Raw genomic sequence first — 20949 nt, 5'->3', positions numbered from 1 at the left:
TGCTCGGTCTTTATGATATTTTAAATTAATGGATGAAAGATTTTAAATATTTAAAGTCTTTCCTGTATTAATTTAGTACTAGTATTCAAGTAGGGAGTGAAATTCATTGGATTATGTAATAGAAATGCTAGGCATTCGGAAAGAGTTTGGAACTTTCGTAGCAAATGATAATATAACCCTTCAATTGAAAAAGGGAGAAATACATGCTCTTTTAGGTGAGAATGGAGCAGGGAAGTCCACTCTCATGAACGTATTATTCGGTCTGTATCAACCAGAAGCAGGCGACATAAAAGTGAGAGGTAAGTCTGTGAAAATTACAGACCCAAACGTTGCCAATGACCTTGGAATTGGAATGGTTCATCAGCATTTCATGCTAGTGGAAAACTTTACAGTTACGGAAAATATTATTTTAGGTAACGAACCAACTAATGGCGGTGTCGTAAATATTAAGGATGCTGCACGTAAAATAGAGCAACTGTCAGAAACTTATGGATTAAATGTAGATCCTTATGCAAAAATAGAGGATATTTCTGTAGGAATGCAGCAAAGGGTAGAAATTTTGAAAACGCTTTATCGTGGTGCAGAAATTCTAATTTTTGATGAACCAACAGCCTCTTTAACGCCTCAAGAGATTAATGAGCTAATTCAAATTATGAAGCGTCTTATTAAAGAAGGTAAATCTATAATTTTAATAACGCACAAATTAAAAGAGATTATGGATGTGTCGGATAGAGTCACGGTTATTCGTAAAGGTAAAGGAATTGGGACAGTTATAACAGCAGAAACAAATCCAAACGAATTGGCATCACTTATGGTTGGACGTCAGGTTGAATTTAAAACCGTTAAGGGCGAAGCTAAGCCTAAGGAAGAAGCATTGATCATTAAAGACTTAATAGTGACAGACTATCGAGGTATTGAAAAGGTTAAGGGGTTAAACTTAACTGTTCGCAAAGGTGAAATTCTCGGCTTAGCAGGGATTGACGGAAATGGTCAAAGTGAGCTAATTGAGGCAATTACTGGTCTTCGTAAGTCTAAGAGCGGATCTATAAATCTAAATGGAATAGATATTACAAACAAAAAACCTCGTAAAGTTACAGAGGCGGGAGTTGGACATATTCCACAGGATAGACATAGACATGGTTTAGTTTTAGATTTTCCAATTGGTCATAATATTGCTCTTCAAACCTATTATTTAGAGCCTATTTCTAAAAGAGGAATTATAAATTACAAAAAAGTGTCTAACTTAGCGCAAAAAATTATTAAAGAATATGATGTACGTACACAAGGGGAGCATACATTGGCTCGAGCATTATCAGGAGGTAACCAACAGAAGGCAATTATCGGTCGTGAGGTTATACGTGACCCTGAGTTGTTGATCGCGGCGCTTCCTACTCGTGGTTTAGATGTAGGGGCAATCGAGTTTATTCATCAACGTTTAATAGAACAAAGAGATAAAGGGAAAGCTGTTTTACTTCTTTCATTTGAACTTGATGAAGTTATGAATGTATCGGATCGAATTGCTGTTATATATGATGGACAAATAGTTGATTCTCTTTTACCTAAAGAAACGACAGAGCAAGAGCTTGGTCTATTAATGGCAGGACATACAAGAGAAAAAGATAAGAAGCAGGGGGATGTAGAGCATGTCGAATAGAGTAGTAAATATACTTGTCCCTGTTATTTCCGTAATACTAGGGTTAATCGTGGGTGCGATTGTCATGCTAATAAGCGGATATGATCCTATCTTGGGATACGCTGCACTATGGGAAGGTATATTTGGAGATGCCTATAGAATGGGTGAAACAGTACGTCAAATAACACCGTACCTATTATCAGGGCTTGCGGTGGCGTTTGCTTTCCGCACTGGGCTGTTTAACATTGGAGTGGAGGGGCAATTACTTGTAGGCTGGTTTGCAGCTGCATACGTCGGTATTGCATTTGACCTGCCAATGTACATACATCTACCATTAGCAATACTTGCTGCAGCTGTTGCAGGAGGATTGTGGGCTTTCCTACCAGGATTATTAAAAGCAAAACTTCAGGTGCATGAAGTAATCGTAACTATCATGATGAACTACATTGCTCTTCATACAACGAATGCGCTTATTAAAATTGTTGCTGATGGTGGCGACAGTACGGAATCTATTAAACCAACCGCTTCACTGACGTCTGCTTTCTTCCAAAGCATGACAGACTATTCTCGTTTACATTATGGAATATTTATTGCGTTAGCAATGGTTTTATTAATGTGGTTCATTTTAGAGAAAACAACTACTGGATATGAATTGAAGTCAGTAGGATTTAACAAGCATGCTTCAGAGTATGCTGGTATGAATGTCTCTAAGAATATCATTTTATCTATGGTTATCTCAGGTGCTTTTGCCGGTCTAGCAGGTGCTATGGAGGCATTAGGTACTTTTGGTTACGCAAGTTCTAAAGGTGCCTTCACAGGTATCGGGTTTGATGGAATCGCCGTGGCTTTACTGGGGGCGAATACACCTCTAGGAGTAATTTTTGGTGCTACACTATTTGGATCTCTTAAATATGGAGCAACTAATATGCCTAACGCAGCAGGAGTTCCGATAGAAATTGTATCGATTGTTATTGCGATTATTATTTTCTTCGTTGCCTGTGGATATGTCATTCGCTATTTCCTTGAAAAGATTAGTAAGAAAAAGGAGGCGAATTAAATGAGCTTTTTAGATGTATTATATTTCATCGTTCCATCAGCAATTTTCTATGCAGCCCCTTTAGTTTTCACTGCTATAGGTGGAGTTTTCTCTGAAAGATCTGGTGTAATTAATATTGGTCTAGAAGGTATGATGGTTATGGGTGCCTTTATTTCCATCATTTTTAACCTGACTTTCGTTAGTACGTTTGGCGCTATGACACCTTGGGTTGCAGTTATTGCAGCCATGATTGTTTCAGGTATATTTGCTTTGCTACATGCGGTAGCATCTGTATCGTTTAGAGCAGACCAAACCATTTCTGGGGTAGCGATTAATATGTTAGGTGTCGCTATTGCATTGTTCACAGTAAAAATGATCTATGACAAAGGACAAACAGATTATATTCAAGAACGTTTTATACGTTTTGATATTCCTGGTTTAAGTGAAATACCAATCATCGGACCAATGTTATTTAAGGATGTCTACTCTACTTCTATTTTAGCTGTTGCAGTAGCTATTCTAGCATGGTTTGTTATTTACAAAACTCCATTTGGTCTTCGCCTTCGTGCAGTAGGTGAGCATCCTATGGCAGCAGATACAATGGGAGTTAATGTAAAGAAAATGCGATACATTGCAGTAATTATTTCTGGTATGCTGGCTGGTATTGGTGGAGCTGTATATGCTCAATCGATTTCAGGAGAGTTCAGTCACACTACAATTAATGGACAAGGATTTATGGCTCTTGCAGCCATGATCTTTGGTAAATGGCATCCGCTAGGAGCCCTTGGAGCAGCACTTTTCTTCGGATTTGCGCAAGCTTTAAGTATCGTTGGTGGACAAATACCATACATTAATCAAATTCCAAGCTATTACTTGCACATTTTACCGTATGCATTAACGATTCTTGCAGTAGCAGGATTTATAGGGAAAGCAAATGCTCCTAAAGCGAGCGGTATTCCTTATATTAAAGGAAAAAGATAAATTTTTGCTTAGAATTTACCAATTAATAATAAAAAATATAGCGATTAAAAAGGGACCAATTAAGTTTGGTCCCTTTTGTTTGTATTGATATAATTAGAAGATGTATAGTGAAAAGGTATATGAGTAACACTAGAAAGAAAAAGGGGGAATTCTTTTCATGTTTCAACATTTTGAATTAGCCAAAGGTGTCCAGCTTTATATAAGACCAACAGAACAATTTAAAACCATTAATATTTCCTTTAAATGGAAGCAACCATTAACTGTAGAGTCTGCTGCAGTAAGAGCGGTACTTTCCAATGTACTGCAATATAGCAATGCCAAATATCCAACATATGCATCTTTTAGAAAACGTTTAGATGAATTATTTGGAGCGGTATTATATTTTGACACATCTAAAAAGGGTTTAAATCATATTTTTTCTTTAAATGCCGAAACAGTTAACGATGCTTATTTGTCTAATGAAACTGTGGTAGATGAAGTACTTTCATTATTACAAACAGTGCTTTTCCAACCTAACTTAGAAAATGAGAAATTTGTTGAATCGGTTGTGAAGCGAGAAAAAGAACAAGTGATAGAACGTATTCAGTCTATGTACGATGATAAAACTCGTTTTGCACAGCAACGATTATTAGAAAATATTTTACCCGATCATCCTGCTTCTATTAGCGCTAATGGTACGGTGGAAACAGTGAAGGCAGTAACAAACAAACAATTATTAGAAATGCATCAAAACCTGCTTACAAAAGAACCGTTGTCTATCTATATTGTAGGTGATGTAGATGTAGAGGAAATGAAAGCTAAAATTAGTGAATTTTTCCCGTTTGAAGCTCGTTCTGCAGACATTCCAAAAGAAACAGAAAGTGCTGTTTCAACAAACGACAAAGAGTTTTTACATGAAAAACAGGACATGAAGCAAGGGAAATTACATATCTCTTATAGAACTCCAGTCACGTTTTACTCTAATGAATTCCCAATTATGCAAATTACTAATGGTATTCTTGGTGGCTTTGCTCATTCCAAAATTTTTATGAATGTTCGTGAAAAAGAAAGTATGGCATACTATGCCTCAAGTAGCTTTTCTTCCCTTTATGGTCGCATTTTTGTATTTGCTGGAATTGATGCCAACCTACAGGAAAAAGCTGTTGCATTAATAGACGAACAGCTAAAGGAAATGCAAAAGGGAAATATATCTGATTTAGAGATCAATCAGACAAAATCCATGCTTAAAAACCAGCTTAAGGAATCTCTGGATTCTGCTAGAGGACAAATAGAAATTTACGATCAATATAAAGAACTTGATGAATCCTTTACAGTGAAAAACTGGACCGCTAAATGGGAAGATGTCACGAAGGAGCAAATTCAAGAAATGGCTACAAATATCGAAAAGGAATTTGTCTATTTCTTATCTGGTAAGGACGGTGCAGACAATGAATGAAACTTACTTTGAACAGCTAGAAGAAACACTATATCACGAAGAACTTTCTAATGGATTAAATGTTTATATTTTGCCTAAAAAAGGCTTTTCCAAAACATATGTAACCTTCACTACAAAATACGGTTCTATTGACCGAGAATTTATTCCGCTAGGTAAAAAAGACCCTGTTACAGTACCAGACGGGATTGCCCACTTTTTAGAGCATAAAATGTTTGAAAAAGAAGAAGGAGATGTTTTCCAGAAGTTCAGTGAAAATGGGGCTTCTGCCAATGCATTCACATCATTTACAAGAACTTCTTATTTATTCTCCTCAACAGATAATATATTAGAAAACACTAATACTCTTCTTAACTTTGTACAGGAGCCATATTTCACAGAACAAACTGTTGAAAAGGAAAAGGGTATTATTGGGCAAGAAATTACCATGTATGACGACCAGCCCGACTGGAGGTTATACTTTGGTACGATTGAAAATATGTACAAAGAACATCCAGTGAAAATTGATATTGCTGGCACAATAGAGTCTATTAGTCATATTACAGCTGAGCATCTATACGAATGCTATAACACGTTTTATCACCCTTCGAATATGGTGTTGTTCGTTGTAGGAGCTGTAGATCCTAAAGAAATGATGGAATTTGTGAAAGAAAATCAAGCTAAAAAAGAATTTAAGGCTCCAGAGGAAATTGTCCGTTTCTACCCAGAAGAGCAGCCGCAAGTAGATAAAAAAGAACGCACGTTAAAAATGGACGTACAAAAGTCTAAGCTTTTATATGGCATTAAATCGAACAATGTTAATATTACCGGTGAAGAAATGTTAAATTATGAGTTGGCTATGCAAGTGGCAGTTGAACTGATATTCGGTAGAACATCCTCGTTTTTCCAAGAGGTCTATGAAAAAGGGTTGATCGATGAATCCTATAGTGCAGACTTCTCTATGGAGGAAGGCTACGGTTTTGCAATGATAGGCTCCGATACAGGAAATCCGGAAGAGCTTGGTCAGAAGATTAAAGAAACTATCACTAAATTTGCAACGAATTGGACATTGGAAGAAGAGGACATGAAACGAATCACCAGAAAGAAAATTGGTCATTTCTTACGTTCATTAAATTCAATTGAATATATTGCAAACCAATTTACTCGTTATAAGTTTAACGATATGAATTTATTTGATGTAGTACCAGCCTTAGAGAACTTAGGGGTGGAACAAGTCAAGAAGGCATTTGAAGCATTTAAGGATGAGAATACGCATACTGTATTTAAGATTATTCCTTCGAAGGAAACAGATAATGGCTAAGAAGTTTGCTCTAGTGGTAGGTGCGTCTGGAGAAATAGGGATTGCTACTAGCCTAAGTATGGCGGAGGCTGGATGGTCCCTGTACCTTCATTTTGCGAGTAATAAAGAGAAGGTGGATGAACTTATAGTTGCCCTCAATCTTGCCTATCCAGAACAGGAATTCTTACCTATTCAAGCAGACCTATTAGATACAAGTGCAATTGAAGTCATTGTGAATTCTATTTACTCTCTTCAATCGATTGTCTTTGCCCAAGGCCAAAGTCTTTATAAAGGTATAGAAGAGACCTCTCTGGAAGAAATAAGACATCTCTTTCAAGTACATGTAGAGCATCCGATGTTTTTAGCGGGAAGATTAGCGCCTAAGCTACGAAAGCATGAGCATAGCTCTATTATCTTCATTGGCTCTATATGGGGAGAAACAGGTGCTTCCTATGAGGCAGCCTATTCTGCTGCTAAAGGGGCTCAGCATGCTTTTGTGAAAGCCTATGCTAAAGAGGTTGCCATGCAAAAGACAAACGTTAATGTCGTCGCACCAGGTTTTATCGATACAAAAATGAACGCTCATTTAGATGATGAATCACGAGAGTTTATATTAGAAGAGATTCCTGCAGGTATATTTGGCAAACCACAGGACGTAGCCAATGTGGTTGTTTTTTTAGCAAGTGAGCATGCATATTATATTACTGGTCAGGTCATTCGAGTTAATGGTGGTTGGTATATTTAGGAAAAGAAAAGGGGGAAGTTAACTCTCTTTTCTTTTTTCCTTTTATTCGGTTATAAAATCATATATGATAGAACTATTAATGCATTGAGAACGTCATTCTATAAAGGGAGGAATACATGATGGCAAGTGAATGGTTTTTTGAATACGAAATTCAAGTAAATCGTCCTGGACTTTTAGGAGACATTTCTTCTCTATTGGGTATGCTACGAGTAAATATAGTAACTATTAATGGTGTGGATGAGGGTAGACGTGGTATGCTCATTAAAGCTGAAAAAAAAGAAAATATTGAACGCTTTGAACATATCATTTCCACAATGGAAACAATTCATTTAACTAAGTTTCGTGAGCCGAAGCTAAGAGATCGTTTAGCTGTGCGTCACGGAAGATACATACAAAGAGATGCTGATGACAGAAAGACTTTTCGATTCGTAAGAGATGAGCTTGGTCTACTAGTAGATTTCATGGCTGAGATCTTTAAACAGGAAGGACATAAGCTAATCGGTATCAGAGGTATGCCTAGAGTAGGGAAAACAGAATCTGTAGTTGCCGCAAGTGTTTGTGCGAACAAAAAATGGATTTTCCTGTCTTCCACAATGATTAAGCAAACTATTAGAAATCAACTCGCTGGGGATGAATTTAGCGATCGCAATATCTTTATTCTGGATGGAATTGTTACAAGAAAGTCAAATGATGAAAAGCATCTACAACTTGTTAGGGAAATGATGAGAATGCCTACTATTAAAGTAGTGGAGCACCCAGATATGTTCATCAAGCATTCCGAATATTCTATAGAGGATTTTGACTATATAATTGAGCTTCGTCATAGTCCAGAGGAAGAAATAACGTACGAAATGATGGAAAAAAATCATGCGATGACCGACAAAGGCATGGGTGGATTTGGCGGATTCGGTGAATTTAATTTTTAACGAAGTAGGTGTTTTAATTGACTGAACTTGGTACTCGTTTAAAAGAAGCGAGAACAGCAAAAGGATATAGTATCGAGGATTTGCAAGAAATAACAAAAATTCAAAAAAGGTATTTAGCTAACATTGAGGAAGGGAATTATTCCACAATTCCTGGTGCTTTTTATGTGCGAGCTTTTATCAAGCAATACGCAGAAGCAGTTGGCTTAAATGGGGATGAGCTTTTAGAGACATACAAATCAGAGCTTCCAAGTCCTACAAATGAGGATGTTGCAAAAACTATCCCTGCAACACCGTCTAGAAGAACTTTGGGTGGCCGAGCATCGAACAGATTCATGGAAATTATGCCGATGATTATAGTGGCATTGTTTGTTGTGGCGATAATTGTGATTGTATGGACACTTAGACAGAACTCTCCAGAGACGGAAGAGTCACCAGCAGTAGAAACAGAGGAACCAGTGACAATGGATATCACACCTCCACCTTCAGATCAAACAGCTACAGATAATGAAGAAGAGGAAGAGGCTGTGGAAGAAGAAATTGAGGAAGAACCAGTGCCTAAACTAGCTTTCACATTAGAGGGGACTCAAGGGGAAACTTCAACATATACTGTATCTGGTGCAGAAACTTATCAGCTAAAGTTAATGGCTAGTAGCGACAAGACTTGGTTAAACTTAAAAGACCAGGCTAACAAAACTTTATATGATAGCTGGGTTAACACTGGAACGCCATATGAGCTAGATGTAAGCACAACGGAACAAATTCGCGTGAGAGTAGGGAACGTTCCAGTTACAAAGGTTTTCATTAATGATGAGCTAGTGGAATTCCCAACAGATAAGACTCCACAAAACTTAGTTATAAAGTTCAGCAAATAGTCATCGATTAGATGGCTATTTTGTTTGAAATATGAAAGGAGTAGTTTTAGATGAAAATGAATATACCAAACCAAATTTCCATGTTCCGCATATTTTTAATTCCAGTATTTATGATTTTTATGCTAATTGATTTTAACTGGGGGGAAGCTAGTTTTTTAGGCGCAACTATTCCAGTAAATCACCTAATTGGGGCTATTATTTTTATTATCGCTTCTATCACTGATTTTATCGATGGTTATTATGCTAGAAAATACAATTTAGTAACCAATATGGGTAAGTTTTTAGATCCTCTAGCAGACAAATTACTTGTTTCAGCAGCATTAATTATATTAGTGCAGTTTGGAGTTGCACCAGCATGGGTAGTTATATTAATTATCAGCCGTGAATTTGCAGTAACTGGTTTACGTTTAATACTAGCCAATACAGGAGAGGTAGTTGCAGCAAACCAACTTGGTAAGATAAAAATGTGGACACAAATTATCGCGATTTCATCATTACTTTTAGGAAATGTATTTTTTGAAATGTTCAATTTCCCATTTGATATGATCATGCTATACGTTTGTCTATTCTTTACTTTATGGTCGGGATTTGATTATTTCTATTTGAATCGCAAAGTGTTACTTGACTCAAAATAGGAAGGAAGTTTTGGGATGAAAGCAGAGATTATTGCGGTAGGATCAGAATTATTGTTAGGACAAATTTCCAATACGAACGCAAGATATATATCCTCCCAGCTGGCAGAGTTAGGGATCGATGTGTATTACCACACAGTAGTTGGAGACAATCCTAATCGTTTGTTAGAAGCTATAAAAATCGCAGAAAATCGAGCTGACCTCATTATTTTTTCAGGAGGTTTAGGACCTACTAAAGATGATCTTACAAAAGAAACAATTTCTAAACACCTTAACAAAAATCTTGTATTAGATGATCATGCAATCATATATATAGAGGATTTCTTTAAAAGAGCTGGAAAAGTAATGACAGAGAACAATAAAAAACAAGCATTAGTTTTAGAAGGCTGTACTGTCCTTGAAAACAAGCATGGAATGGCTCCGGGGATGCTTCTTTCCACAGAGAAACATACATATATGTTATTGCCTGGCCCTCCAAAAGAATTAGAGCCGATGTTCCAATTTGAGGCTAAGCCGCTGTTGCCTAAACTGCTTTATAAAGAAAATGTAATTATGTCCCATGTCATTCGCTTTTATGGTATTGGCGAAGCAGAGCTGGAGAATGAAGTACAGGATTTATTGGACAATCAAACAAATCCTACCCTTGCGCCGCTAGCTTCTGACGGAGAGGTAACATTACGACTTACTGCGAAAGCAGATACGGAAGAAGAAGCTTGGAAAAGGATTGAAAAGCTACAAGCTGAAATCTTAAACCGTGTGGGCAAACATGTGTATGGATATAATAACGAATCTTTAGCCTCCAAGCTAAGAGATATACTAATTGACAACAAGCTAACAATTTCTGCTGCCGAAAGTATGACAGCTGGACTTTTTCAATCAGAGTTGGCTGCAGTCCCAGGAATGGGCGTAGCACTTGTAGGTGGCATTATCACCTACACTGAAGAAGTGAAAATCAATCAGCTTGGTGTTAAAAGAGAAACGATTGATGAACATAGTGTGGTTTCTAGTCATGTTGCAGAAGAAATGGCTAGTCGAGTCAAAGAAAAGTTTGAAACAACGATAGGTGTAGGTATTACTGGAGCAGCTGGACCAGATGGACATGGAGATCAACCGGCAGGAACGGTGTGGATTGGAATAGCGTATGGAGACGTTGCTCCAATTTCTTATAAATTGAATCTATCCGGTATGAGAAACACAAATCGTTTAAGAACAGTTAAGTTTACTATTCATTATTTGATTCGACTTTTAAGAGAAGAAGGATTATCGAAAATTTAATTTTGACAAAGGAAAACGGCTCAAATTATCATTTTGTGCTGTTTTTTTCTATCAAAATCTAATAGTGTTAAAAAATAAACGAATAGATGTTCGCTTTTTTCTTGTAAATTTCTCAAAGACCGAGTATACTAAAGATAGTAAAAAAAATGATAGTTTCTAGGAGGAAATACATTTGGCTAATGATCGTAAAGCAGCGTTAGAAATGGCTTTAAAACAAATAGAGAAACAATTTGGTAAAGGTTCCGTAATGAAGTTAGGAGAGAAAACAGACCGTGAAATCTCTACCTCTTCAAGTGGTTCCCTAGCTCTTGATGCAGCACTTGGAATAGGCGGATATCCAAGAGGGCGTATTATTGAAATTTATGGCCCAGAGAGCTCAGGTAAAACAACTGTAGCGCTTCATGCTATTGCAGAAATACAAAAAACAGGTGGGCAAGCGGCATTTATTGATGCAGAGCATGCGTTGGATCCTGTATATGCACAAAAACTAGGCGTTAACATAGATGAATTATTATTATCTCAACCCGACACTGGAGAGCAAGCCCTTGAAATCGCAGAAGCTCTAGTCCGCAGTGGTGCGGTTGAAATCATTGTTATCGACTCTGTTGCAGCATTAGTACCAAAAGCGGAGATAGAAGGAGAAATGGGAGACTCTCATATTGGTCTTCAAGCTCGCTTAATGTCTCAGGCATTACGAAAACTTTCTGGAGTTATTAACAAATCTAACACTATAGCAATCTTTATTAACCAGATTCGTGAAAAAGTTGGAGTAATGTTTGGTAACCCGGAGGTAACGCCGGGTGGTCGCGCACTTAAATTCTACAGCTCTGTCCGCTTAGAAGTAAGACGTGCTGAAGCTATTAAACAAGGTACAGACATTATGGGTAACAAAACGAAAATTAAAGTAGTAAAAAACAAAGTTGCTCCACCATTTAAAACTGCAGAAGTAGATATTATGTACGGAGAAGGAATCTCTCAAGAAGGAGAAATCGTTGATATAGGTTCTGAATACGATATTATCCAAAAAAGTGGTTCTTGGTATGCTTACAATGAAGAACGTATTGGCCAAGGGCGAGAAAACGCTAAGCAATTCTTGAAAGAAAACCCTGCTATTAAAGAAGAAGTGGCATTAAAAATCCGTCAATCTCTAGGTATGACTGCTGGTGCACTTGTTATTGCAGCGCATGAGCCAGAGGACGAAGATGGCGAGTTCGAGCTACTTTTAGAAGATGAATAATAGTTAAAATTAAAAAGATATCAAGAGACTTTCTCTTGGTATCTTTTTTTAAAATCTATTTCTAATATTTTTTGTGAATTTAAACTTATCACAAAGTCCAATTTTAATTGAACTTTAGTATTTATGAATGAGCTAATTTCAAAAATAGAAGCTTTACCTATTAAAAGCGTTCGTTGATGCGACAGGCAGTGACTCTAGTCGGTTGAATGAACATGGATCATTCTTCAGAAAAGGGCCACCAGAGTTGAAACTAATTATAATACTCTTTGCTATGCAGATAAGTATCATGAATCTTTTATTGATTTTTCCTAGTGGTTTTACATAATAAAAGAAAATATGAAATTGTTTTAAATAAGAATTATGAAATCATTTTATTTAGGCAATACCTAAAGTAATAGATATCCTCTCTCTAAAACTAATAATATTCTTCCGTTTCCTTGACAGAGTATTTCTACATCTATACAATTAAAATTGTATAATTTCTTTATTAAATGACTAAAAAGCAGTACAAATATGCATTCAATTAGCATATATGTGCCGACTGAAACTTAAAAGTATAGCAAGAGGGGGTGTTCGAAATGACATTGGAAATTATCATCTCCGCTTTGCTTGGTCTTATTATCGGTGGCGCTGTTGGTTACGGTTATCTGAAAAAAGTGAATGATTCAAAAGTGACTGGTGCAAAACAATCTTCTGTACTCATTATAGAGGAAGCAAAGCGAGAGGCAGAAGCATTAAAGAAAGAAGCACTTTTAGAGGCCAAAGATGAAACTCACCAATTACGAAATGAAGCTGAATCTGACATCCGAGAACGCCGCATGGAACTGCAAAAACAGGAAAATCGGTTATTACAAAGAGAAGAGAATCTAGATCGTAAAGATGATGCTCTAAACAAGAGAGAAGTAAGTCTTGAGCGTAAAGAAGATGCTCTAACACAAAGACAACAGCATATCGAACAAAAGGAAAGTAAAGTGGATGAACTAGTTGAAGAGCAACAAACAGAGCTACAGCGTATTTCTACTCTTACTCGTGAAGAAGCAAAAACTATCATTCTTCAAGAGGTAGAAAATGAATTGGCTACTGATATTGCTGTGATGACTAAAGAATCTGAAACAAGAGCCAAAGAAGAGGCTGACAAGAAATCGAGAGAAATACTTTCACTTGCTTTACAAAGATTTGCAGCAGATCACGTGGCGGAAACTACCGTTTCAGTTGTAAACTTACCTAATGACGAGATGAAAGGACGAATTATCGGACGTGAAGGACGAAACATTCGTACACTCGAAACATTGACTGGTATCGATCTTATCATTGACGACACACCAGAGGCTGTAATTCTTTCCGGGTTCGATCCGATTAGAAGAGAGACTGCTCGATTAGCCCTTGAAAAATTAGTGCAAGATGGACGTATCCATCCTGCTCGAATTGAAGAAATGGTAGAGAAGTCTAGAAGAGAAGTAGATGAACAAATTCGCGAAATTGGCGAACAAACTACTTTTGATATAGGTGTTCATAACCTACATCCAGATTTGATGAAGATTTTAGGCCGTTTAAGATACCGTACAAGTTATGGTCAAAACGTATTAAAACATTCTACTGAAGTTGCCTATTTAGCTGGTCTCTTAGCTGCAGAGCTTGGAGAAGACGTAACACTTGCTAGACGTGCAGGCTTATTACACGACATCGGAAAAGCAATTGACCATGAAGTGGAAGGAAGTCACGTTGAAATAGGTGTAGAACTTGCAAGAAAGTATAAAGAACATCCGGTAGTAATTAATAGTATTGCTTCCCATCACGGAGATACAGAAGCTACTTCTGTCATTGCCGTATTAGTAGCAGCAGCAGATGCTTTATCTGCAGCTAGACCTGGTGCAAGAAGTGAAACATTAGAAAATTACATTCGCCGCCTTGAAAAACTAGAGGAAATTTCAGAATCCTATGAAGGTGTTGAAAAATCCTTTGCTATTCAAGCGGGTAGAGAAATCCGCATTATGGTTCGTCCTGATCAAATCGATGACATTACAGCTCATCGCTTGGCAAGAGATATCCGTAAGCGAATTGAAGAAGAGCTCGATTATCCTGGTCACATAAAAGTAACTGTAATCAGAGAAACTAGAGCCGTAGAATACGCAAAATAAAGTAAAAGCAATCATAACATTGAAAACAAAAGGCTTCGAAATGAAGCCTTTTTTTCGTGAAAGGACGTTATTGTAAAAATGAAAATACTATTTATCGGTGATATTGTTGGATCAATTGGTAGAGATACGTTGGAAAGCTACTTACCAAGACTAAAAAGAAAATATATGCCAGATGTTGTAATTGCCAATGGAGAGAATGCAGCTGCTGGTAGAGGCATTACGAAAACTATATTTAACTCTCTTTTACATATGGGAGTAGACGTAGTGACGATGGGAAACCATACATGGGATCAAAAAGAAATTATGGACTTCATCGATGATACAGATTATTTAATTCGTCCTGCTAATTTTTCAGAAGACGCTCCGGGTAAAGGGATGACCTCTGTAACGAAAAACGGCCACACTATTTCTGTCATCAATATGCATGGTAGAACATTCTTGCCGCCACACGATGATCCATTTAAAATGGCAACTGAAATGGTTGAAGAAGCTAAGCAGCTATCCCCAATTGTATTTGTAGACTTTCATGCAGAAGCTACAAGTGAAAAAATTGCCTTTGGATGGCATTTAGACGGCAAGGCCTCTGTTGTAGTGGGAACTCATACGCATGTACAAACAGCGGATTCTCGCATTCTTCCTGGTGGCACTGCTTATATTACAGATGTCGGAATGACAGGTCCCTATGATGAAGTATTAGGGATGAAAAAAGAGGACGTACTATACCGTTTCCAAACAAATATGCCAACTCGCTTTGAAGTACCGAAGAGCGGTCGTTCTGTGCTAAGTGGATTTTTCGTAGAGGTGGATAACCAAACTGGTAAAGCGACACATCAAGAGAGAATATATATTAACGAAGATTATCCATTTGAAGCATAAAAAAGTCTAAAAAATTTCTTCCGAGCATAAGTTAGTTTATGAACGAAAGCAAGTTCATAAATATAGCGATAAAAGGAGAAATGATAGTGGATTCTTTAAAAGTATCTTCTCGTTCAAACCCCAATTCAGTTGCTGGTGCATTAGTTGCAGTTATAAGAGAACAAGGTTACGCAGAAATGCAGGCAGTAGGCGCAGGAGCATTAAACCAAGCTATAAAAGCTATTGCTATTGCAAGAGGATTTGTTGCTCCTAGTGGAACAGACCTAACTTGCTCACCGGCGTTCACAGATATTATTATTTCTGGTGAAGATCGAACCGCTTTGAAATTATTGGTAGAAAAGAAATCAAAATAATATATAGCAGCAAGGCTTTCTTCACAAAAGGCTTGGCACTCTATATAAAGTTTCACAAAAAGCCGCTACTGCCTTTAGTAGCGGCTTATAATTTGCGTTTCCATACTTTTTTGAATAAATCGTGACGGAGGGTTTCCGTCAAAGGTCTGAAATTCCATAAAAGTACAGGTAATACATAGTGTATATCGCTACTTCGTGATAAACTAATGAAGGAAAAAAGCATTTAAAGAGAACAGTAAGGAGATGTTTATATGTTGCAACAGCTTTCTTGGAAAGTAGGAGGGCAGCAAGGAGAGGGTATTGAGAGTACAGGCGAAATATTCTCTATGGCTATGAACCGCCTTGGGTACTACTTATATGGATACCGTCATTTCTCTTCTCGAATTAAAGGTGGACATACTAACAATAAAATTTGTGTGCGTCCTACTCAAGTACGTACCATTCCAGATAACTTAGATATTTTAGTGGCATTCGATCAAGAAACGATTGAAGTCAATTATAAAGAGCTTACAGAAAAAAGTATCATACTAGCAGATGCTAAATTTTCACCAGAGGCACCAGAGGACTGTTTAGCACCAATGTATATCGTGCCTTTTACAGAGATTGCTTCTAGCCTTGGAACCTCTCTAATGAAGAACATGGTGGCAATTGGAGCAACGTCTGCTTTATTAAACCTAGACAAAGCCGTTTTCCAAGGAGTCGTTGATGAAATCTTTGGTAAAAAAGGTGAAGAAGTTGTTGAAAAAAATATGCAGGCTATTCAACAAGGATATGACACGATGGCTGAGCAGCTTGGGGACCGTCTAGGAGAGTGGGAAATAGCTCCAGCTGACGGCAAACAGCGTTTATTCATGATTGGTAATGATGCAATAGCTATGGGCGCATTAACTGCAGGCGTACGCTTTATGGCAGCTTATCCAATTACTCCAGCTTCTGAAATAATGGAGTATATGATTAAAAAGCTACCTCTATTTGGAGGAGCAGTCATTCAAACAGAAGATGAAATTGCTGCAGCAACAATGGCAATTGGTTCTAACTACGGTGGTGTACGTGCATTTACAGCGTCTGCAGGGCCTGGTCTTTCTCTAATGATGGAAGCAATCGGATTGTCCGGTATGACCGAGCAGCCATTAGTAATTGTGGACACGCAGCGTGGGGGTCCATCTACAGGATTACCAACCAAACAAGAGCAGTCTGATTTAATGCAAATGATCTACGGTACGCATGGGGAAATTCCAAAGGTGGTCATTGCACCAAGTACTGGAGAAGAAGCATTCTATGATACAATCCAAGCTTTTAATATTGCTGAAGAATTGCAGCTACCTGTCATTATTCTTTCGGACTTACAGCTATCACTTGGTAAGCAAACAGTGGAGCCATTTGATTATTCGAAAATAGAAATCCGTCGTGGTCGTTTAATGGACAACGAAGAGCTTCCGGAAACAGAAGATAAAAGTTATTTCAAACGATATGAAGTAACCGAAGATGGTATTTCACCACGTGTATTACCAGGTATGAAGCATGCAATTCACCATGTAACAGGTGTAGAGCATGATGAAACTGGCAAACCTTCTGAAGCAGCATTAAACCGTCAAGCTCAAATGGACAAGCGTATGAAAAAATTAAAGTTTGTTAACTTCGATGAGCCAGTGTACGTTAACGCCCCTCATGAAGAAGCAGATATATTGTTTGTAGGATTCAATTCTACTCGCGGAGTACTAGAAGAACTACAACAAACACTAAATGACAATGGAGTGAAAGTGAACCATGCACATATTCGCTTAATTCACCCATTCCCAACCGAACAAATGCAACCGCTAGTAGCTAAAGCTAAAAAGGTAGTAGTGGTAGAAAACAATGCAACAGGACAATTGGCAAACATTATTAAAATGAACGTCGGCGGTCATGACAAAATAGTGAGTGTATTGAAATATGACGGTACTCCATTCTTGCCATTAAGTCTTGCAAAACAAGTGAAGGAGATGCTAACAGATGGTAACATTTAAAGATTTTCGTAACAATGTAAAACCAAACTGGTGCCCAGGATGTGGTGACTTTTCTGTGCAAGCAGCAATACAGCGTGCAGCAGCAAATGTAGGCATCCAGCCGCATGATTTAGCAGTCATCTCTGGTATCGGATGTTCTGGCCGTATTTCTGGCTATATCCATTCTTATGGCTTCCATGGTATCCACGGCAGAGCTTTACCAATTGCACAAGGTTTAAAAATGGCTAATAAGGACTTACACGTAATCGCATCTGGTGGTGACGGAGATGGGTTTGCCATCGGTATGGGACACACGATCCACTCGATTCGCCGTAATATTGATTTGACCTATGTAGTAATGGATAACCAAATTTATGGCTTAACGAAAGGACAAACATCTCCACGTTCAGCAGAAGGCTTTAAAACGAAGTCTACTCCAGGTGGAGCAATTGAACCTTCCGTTAAACCACTGGAGCTGGCACTTACTTCTGGAGCTACATTTGTCGCACAAGGCTTCTCTTCAGACATTAAAGAGTTAACAGCAATCATCGAAGCAGGTATCCAGCATAAAGGCTTCTCGTTTATCAATGTGTTCAGCCCATGTGTCACTTATAACAAAGTAAACACATATGACTGGTTCAAAGAGCATTTAACTAAACTATCCAACATCGAAGGCTACGACTCCACTAACCGTGAGGAAGCAATGCGAGTAGTAATGGAAAATGAAGGCCTAGTAACTGGAATCATCTATCAGGATGAGAATGCACCTTCATACCAGGATCAGGTACCTGGATATGCGCCAACACCGCTTGTGGATCAAAACCTGAAGATGAGTGAAAAAGAGTTTGATGCATTGTTAAAAGACTTTATGTAAATGAATACTAAGCTCATGAACGATTATCGTTCATGAGCTTTTTTTTAAGAGTAGAATCTCTGCTAAGGATGCGTATTTAGTGGGTGGTTGCACGGAAATGTCGGGAGGTGCACGTAAGCGAGTGGAGCCGCCCATAAGTAATAACAAAGTGTCCCATAACAAGTTAAGAACCGCCCGTAAAGCATGTACAAGTGCCCCATAAATCACAGAAAACCGCCCATAAACAAAGAAAGCGCCCATAAATAATAGTAAAGTGTCCCATAACAAGTTGAGAACAGCCCATAAAGCATGTACAAGTGCACCATAAACTCCAACAAACCACCCATGACCATAAACTCACCATAATGCCATACCAGAAGTTTCTCCCAAACCACCATAACAACCTAAAAAGGACCCCCTAAAACAAGGGAATCCCAGCAGCACAAACTCTATTATTCAAATCACAATCTTATCTAATTCCCATTAAGTACACTATATAAACCAAAAAACCGTACATATTTTGTCTAAATAAGAAATTTTAAGCTTAATGCCTTGTAGCAATGGAGCACTATTCAGTATAATAGGATGGATATTCGGATTTTGGCGAATGAAAGAAAGGGGAGTTCTTATGAACGAGGAATCACGTTTACAAAGTACTCAAATAAAAGAAACTACTTCTCCCGAGAAAAACGTGGAGAAAGATTATAGCAAATATTTTCAAGCAGTTTACACTCCCCCGTCCTTAAAAGATGCAAAAAAACGTGGGAAAGAAGAAGTGGCTTATCACAACGACTTTTCAATTGCAGATGAATTCAAAGGGATGGGACAAAATCGTAAATTTTATATACGTACCTATGGATGTCAAATGAATGAACATGACACAGAAGTAATGGCTGGGATTTTCATGCAGTTGGGATATGAGCCAACTAATACAGTGGAAGATGCTAATGTCATCCTTTTAAATACTTGCGCTATTCGTGAAAACGCGGAGAACAAAGTATTTGGTGAACTTGGTCATTTAAAGCATTTAAGAAGAAATAATCCTGATTTGCTGATCGGCGTATGTGGATGTATGTCCCAGGAAGAATCCGTAGTAAAGAAAATTTTGAAAACGTACGATCAAGTAGATATGATTTTTGGTACACACAATATTCACCGTTTACCTAACATTCTTAATGAGGCGTACCTATCAAAAGAGATGGTTATCGAAGTATGGTCTAAAGAAGGGGATGTAATAGAGAACCTTCCGCGAGTACGTAAGGGGTCTATTAAAGCCTGGGTTAACATTATGTATGGCTGTGATAAGTTCTGTACATATTGCATCGTGCCATATACACGAGGTAAAGAGCGTAGCCGTCGACCAGAGGATATTATTCAAGAAATTCGCCACCTTGCAGCTCAAGGCTATAAGGAAATTACACTGCTTGGTCAGAATGTAAACGCTTATGGAAAAGACTTTACAGACTTAGATTATCGTTTTGGCGACTTAATGGATGATTTAAATAAAATTGATGTAGCGAGAATTCGTTTTATGACTAGTCACCCAAGAGACTTTGATGATCATTTAATCGAAGTTTTAGCAAAGGGCGGCAACTTGGTAGAGCATATTCATTTACCAGTTCAGTCAGGCTCATCTGATATTTTAAAAATTATGGCTCGTAAATATACAAGAGAACATTATTTAGAGCTAGTAAGAAAGATTAAAACTGCTATTCCGAATGCCTCATTGTCAACGGATATTATTGTTGGTTTTCCTAATGAAACGGACGAACAATTTGAGGAAACGTTATCTCTTTATAAAGAGGTAGGATTTGAAATTGCATACACTTATATTTATTCTCCACGTGAAGGCACTCCAGCAGCTAAAATGATTGATAACGTGCCAATGGAAGTGAAGAAGGAAAGACTTCAACGTTTAAATGCACTAGTAAATGAAATGTCTGCAGAGGCAATGAAAAAGCTTGAAGGTGATATTGTAGAGGTATTGGTAGAAGGGGAAAGTAAAAATAACCCTGATGTACTTGCTGGATATACCCGAAAAAGCAAACTAGTGAATTTTGTTGGACCTAAAGATATTATCGGGAAACTTGTTCAAGTTAAAATTACAAATGCAAAAACATGGTCACTTACTGGTGAACTAGTAGAAGCAACAATTGAGGAAAAGGTGGGTATATAATGACTACTAAATACACTAGAGATGATATTATTGAAAAGGCTAGAGAAATAGCTACTATGATTGCAAACACGGAAGAAGTTGACTTCTTTAAACGTGCAGAAGCACAAATTAATGAAAATCAATCCGTTCGCGAGAAAATTGCTAGCTTAAAGAGCTTACAGAAACAAGCTGTTAACTTCCAACATCTTGGAAAAGAAAAAGCATTGAAAATGATTGAAGGTAAAATTGCTGCAATCGAAGAAGAAATCGACAGCATTCCAATTGTTCAAGAGTTTAAGCAATCGCAAGGTGATGTAAATAGTCTGTTACAGCTAGTTGCTAATTCAATCTCAAACAATGTTACTAACCAAATTATTGAATCTACTGAAGGCGATCTTCTTAGAGGAGAAACTGGCTCTAAGGTCAAAAACACTACTTACGATAGCTGTTCATAATTATAAACGACAAAACATACACTGTATCTACACGATACAATGTATGTTTTTTTATTTGGACAAAATTCTAAATTAATTATGTAATA

General features: G+C 37.6%; 18 protein-coding genes. All 18 read left to right on the top strand.

The window, feature by feature from the left end:
- Positions 1–106: 106 nt before the first annotated feature.
- The 18 genes from MKX96_RS13000 (at position 107) to MKX96_RS12915 (ending at position 20863) form a co-directional block, all read left to right on the top strand.
- A complete protein-coding gene (locus MKX96_RS13000) occupies positions 107–1654 on the top strand; it encodes an ABC transporter ATP-binding protein (protein WP_340883953.1) in 1548 nt (515 codons plus the stop codon).
- A complete protein-coding gene (locus tag MKX96_RS12995) occupies positions 1644–2690 on the top strand; it encodes an ABC transporter permease (protein WP_169358648.1) in 1047 nt (348 codons plus the stop codon). Before MKX96_RS13000 ends, MKX96_RS12995 begins: the two co-directional genes overlap by 11 nt.
- Positions 2691–3650: an ABC transporter permease gene (locus MKX96_RS12990; RefSeq protein WP_340883949.1), complete on the top strand. Its 960-nt coding sequence runs from the start codon at positions 2691–2693 to the stop codon at positions 3648–3650.
- A 157-nt stretch (positions 3651–3807) separates the two neighbouring features.
- Positions 3808–5085, top strand: a complete 1278-nt coding sequence (gene yfmF / locus MKX96_RS12985) for an EF-P 5-aminopentanol modification-associated protein YfmF (protein ID WP_340883947.1) — start codon at positions 3808–3810, stop codon at positions 5083–5085.
- Positions 5078–6382, top strand: coding sequence for an EF-P 5-aminopentanol modification-associated protein YfmH (gene yfmH / locus MKX96_RS12980; protein WP_340883945.1), 1305 nt, complete (start codon positions 5078–5080; stop codon positions 6380–6382). The genes yfmF and yfmH overlap by 8 nt, the downstream gene beginning before the upstream one ends.
- On the top strand, positions 6375–7106 hold the full coding sequence (ymfI, locus tag MKX96_RS12975; protein WP_340883942.1) for an elongation factor P 5-aminopentanone reductase: 732 nt from the start codon (positions 6375–6377) through the stop codon (positions 7104–7106). The genes yfmH and ymfI overlap by 8 nt, the downstream gene beginning before the upstream one ends.
- A gap of 119 nt (positions 7107–7225) precedes the next feature.
- Entirely contained in the window at positions 7226–8032 is an 807-nt protein-coding gene (locus MKX96_RS12970; RefSeq protein ID WP_169358718.1) for a DUF3388 domain-containing protein, read from the top strand.
- Positions 8033–8049: 17 nt separating this feature from the next.
- Positions 8050–8904, top strand: a complete 855-nt coding sequence (locus MKX96_RS12965) for a helix-turn-helix domain-containing protein (protein WP_340883939.1) — start codon at positions 8050–8052, stop codon at positions 8902–8904.
- 56 nt (positions 8905–8960) lie between these two features.
- Positions 8961–9539: a CDP-diacylglycerol--glycerol-3-phosphate 3-phosphatidyltransferase gene (gene pgsA / locus MKX96_RS12960; RefSeq protein ID WP_169358719.1), complete on the top strand. Its 579-nt coding sequence runs from the start codon at positions 8961–8963 to the stop codon at positions 9537–9539.
- Positions 9540–9554: 15 nt separating this feature from the next.
- Positions 9555–10811 carry a competence/damage-inducible protein A gene (locus tag MKX96_RS12955; RefSeq protein WP_340883937.1) on the top strand — a complete coding sequence of 419 codons (1257 nt, stop codon included), beginning with the start codon at positions 9555–9557 and terminating at the stop codon, positions 10809–10811.
- Between the two features lie 172 nt (positions 10812–10983).
- Entirely contained in the window at positions 10984–12048 is a 1065-nt protein-coding gene (recA, locus tag MKX96_RS12950; RefSeq protein WP_340883934.1) for a recombinase RecA, read from the top strand.
- Between the two features lie 578 nt (positions 12049–12626).
- On the top strand, positions 12627–14186 hold the full coding sequence (rny, locus tag MKX96_RS12945) for a ribonuclease Y (protein ID WP_340883931.1): 1560 nt from the start codon (positions 12627–12629) through the stop codon (positions 14184–14186).
- 78 nt (positions 14187–14264) lie between these two features.
- Positions 14265–15062: a TIGR00282 family metallophosphoesterase gene (locus MKX96_RS12940; RefSeq protein ID WP_169358656.1), complete on the top strand. Its 798-nt coding sequence runs from the start codon at positions 14265–14267 to the stop codon at positions 15060–15062.
- A gap of 86 nt (positions 15063–15148) precedes the next feature.
- Positions 15149–15415 carry a stage V sporulation protein S gene (locus tag MKX96_RS12935; protein ID WP_169358657.1) on the top strand — a complete coding sequence of 89 codons (267 nt, stop codon included), beginning with the start codon at positions 15149–15151 and terminating at the stop codon, positions 15413–15415.
- 251 nt (positions 15416–15666) lie between these two features.
- Positions 15667–17421, top strand: coding sequence for a 2-oxoacid:acceptor oxidoreductase subunit alpha (locus tag MKX96_RS12930; protein WP_169358658.1), 1755 nt, complete (start codon positions 15667–15669; stop codon positions 17419–17421).
- On the top strand, positions 17408–18274 hold the full coding sequence (locus MKX96_RS12925; RefSeq protein WP_340883930.1) for a 2-oxoacid:ferredoxin oxidoreductase subunit beta: 867 nt from the start codon (positions 17408–17410) through the stop codon (positions 18272–18274). The genes MKX96_RS12930 and MKX96_RS12925 overlap by 14 nt, the downstream gene beginning before the upstream one ends.
- A 607-nt stretch (positions 18275–18881) precedes the next feature.
- A complete protein-coding gene (miaB, locus tag MKX96_RS12920; protein WP_251552869.1) occupies positions 18882–20429 on the top strand; it encodes a tRNA (N6-isopentenyl adenosine(37)-C2)-methylthiotransferase MiaB in 1548 nt (515 codons plus the stop codon).
- On the top strand, positions 20429–20863 hold the full coding sequence (locus tag MKX96_RS12915) for a RicAFT regulatory complex protein RicA family protein (protein WP_169358661.1): 435 nt from the start codon (positions 20429–20431) through the stop codon (positions 20861–20863). The genes miaB and MKX96_RS12915 overlap by 1 nt, the downstream gene beginning before the upstream one ends.
- The last annotated feature ends 86 nt before the right edge of the window (positions 20864–20949 follow it).

The organism is Psychrobacillus sp. FSL W7-1493 (assembly GCF_038004905.1).
Classification (GTDB): Bacteria; Bacillota; Bacilli; order Bacillales_A; family Planococcaceae; genus Psychrobacillus.
This window is presented reverse-complemented; position numbering and strand designations above follow the sequence as displayed.

What these genes read in the sequence shown, in the direction of transcription:
- MKX96_RS12995 (WP_169358648.1), top strand. Translation starts at nt 1,644, where the DNA reads ATGTCGAATAGAGTAGTAAATATACTTGTCCCTGTTATTTCCGTAATA.
- MKX96_RS12990 (WP_340883949.1), top strand. Translation starts at nt 2,691, where the DNA reads ATGAGCTTTTTAGATGTATTATATTTCATCGTTCCATCAGCAATTTTC.
- yfmF (WP_340883947.1), top strand. Translation starts at nt 3,808, where the DNA reads ATGTTTCAACATTTTGAATTAGCCAAAGGTGTCCAGCTTTATATAAGA.
- yfmH (WP_340883945.1), top strand. Translation starts at nt 5,078, where the DNA reads ATGAATGAAACTTACTTTGAACAGCTAGAAGAAACACTATATCACGAA.
- ymfI (WP_340883942.1), top strand. Translation starts at nt 6,375, where the DNA reads ATGGCTAAGAAGTTTGCTCTAGTGGTAGGTGCGTCTGGAGAAATAGGG.
- MKX96_RS12970 (WP_169358718.1), top strand. Translation starts at nt 7,226, where the DNA reads ATGGCAAGTGAATGGTTTTTTGAATACGAAATTCAAGTAAATCGTCCT.
- pgsA (WP_169358719.1), top strand. Translation starts at nt 8,961, where the DNA reads ATGAATATACCAAACCAAATTTCCATGTTCCGCATATTTTTAATTCCA.
- MKX96_RS12955 (WP_340883937.1), top strand. Translation starts at nt 9,555, where the DNA reads ATGAAAGCAGAGATTATTGCGGTAGGATCAGAATTATTGTTAGGACAA.
- rny (WP_340883931.1), top strand. Translation starts at nt 12,627, where the DNA reads ATGACATTGGAAATTATCATCTCCGCTTTGCTTGGTCTTATTATCGGT.
- MKX96_RS12940 (WP_169358656.1), top strand. Translation starts at nt 14,265, where the DNA reads ATGAAAATACTATTTATCGGTGATATTGTTGGATCAATTGGTAGAGAT.
- MKX96_RS12930 (WP_169358658.1), top strand. Translation starts at nt 15,667, where the DNA reads ATGTTGCAACAGCTTTCTTGGAAAGTAGGAGGGCAGCAAGGAGAGGGT.
- MKX96_RS12925 (WP_340883930.1), top strand. Translation starts at nt 17,408, where the DNA reads ATGGTAACATTTAAAGATTTTCGTAACAATGTAAAACCAAACTGGTGC.
- miaB (WP_251552869.1), top strand. Translation starts at nt 18,882, where the DNA reads ATGAACGAGGAATCACGTTTACAAAGTACTCAAATAAAAGAAACTACT.
- MKX96_RS12915 (WP_169358661.1), top strand. Translation starts at nt 20,429, where the DNA reads ATGACTACTAAATACACTAGAGATGATATTATTGAAAAGGCTAGAGAA.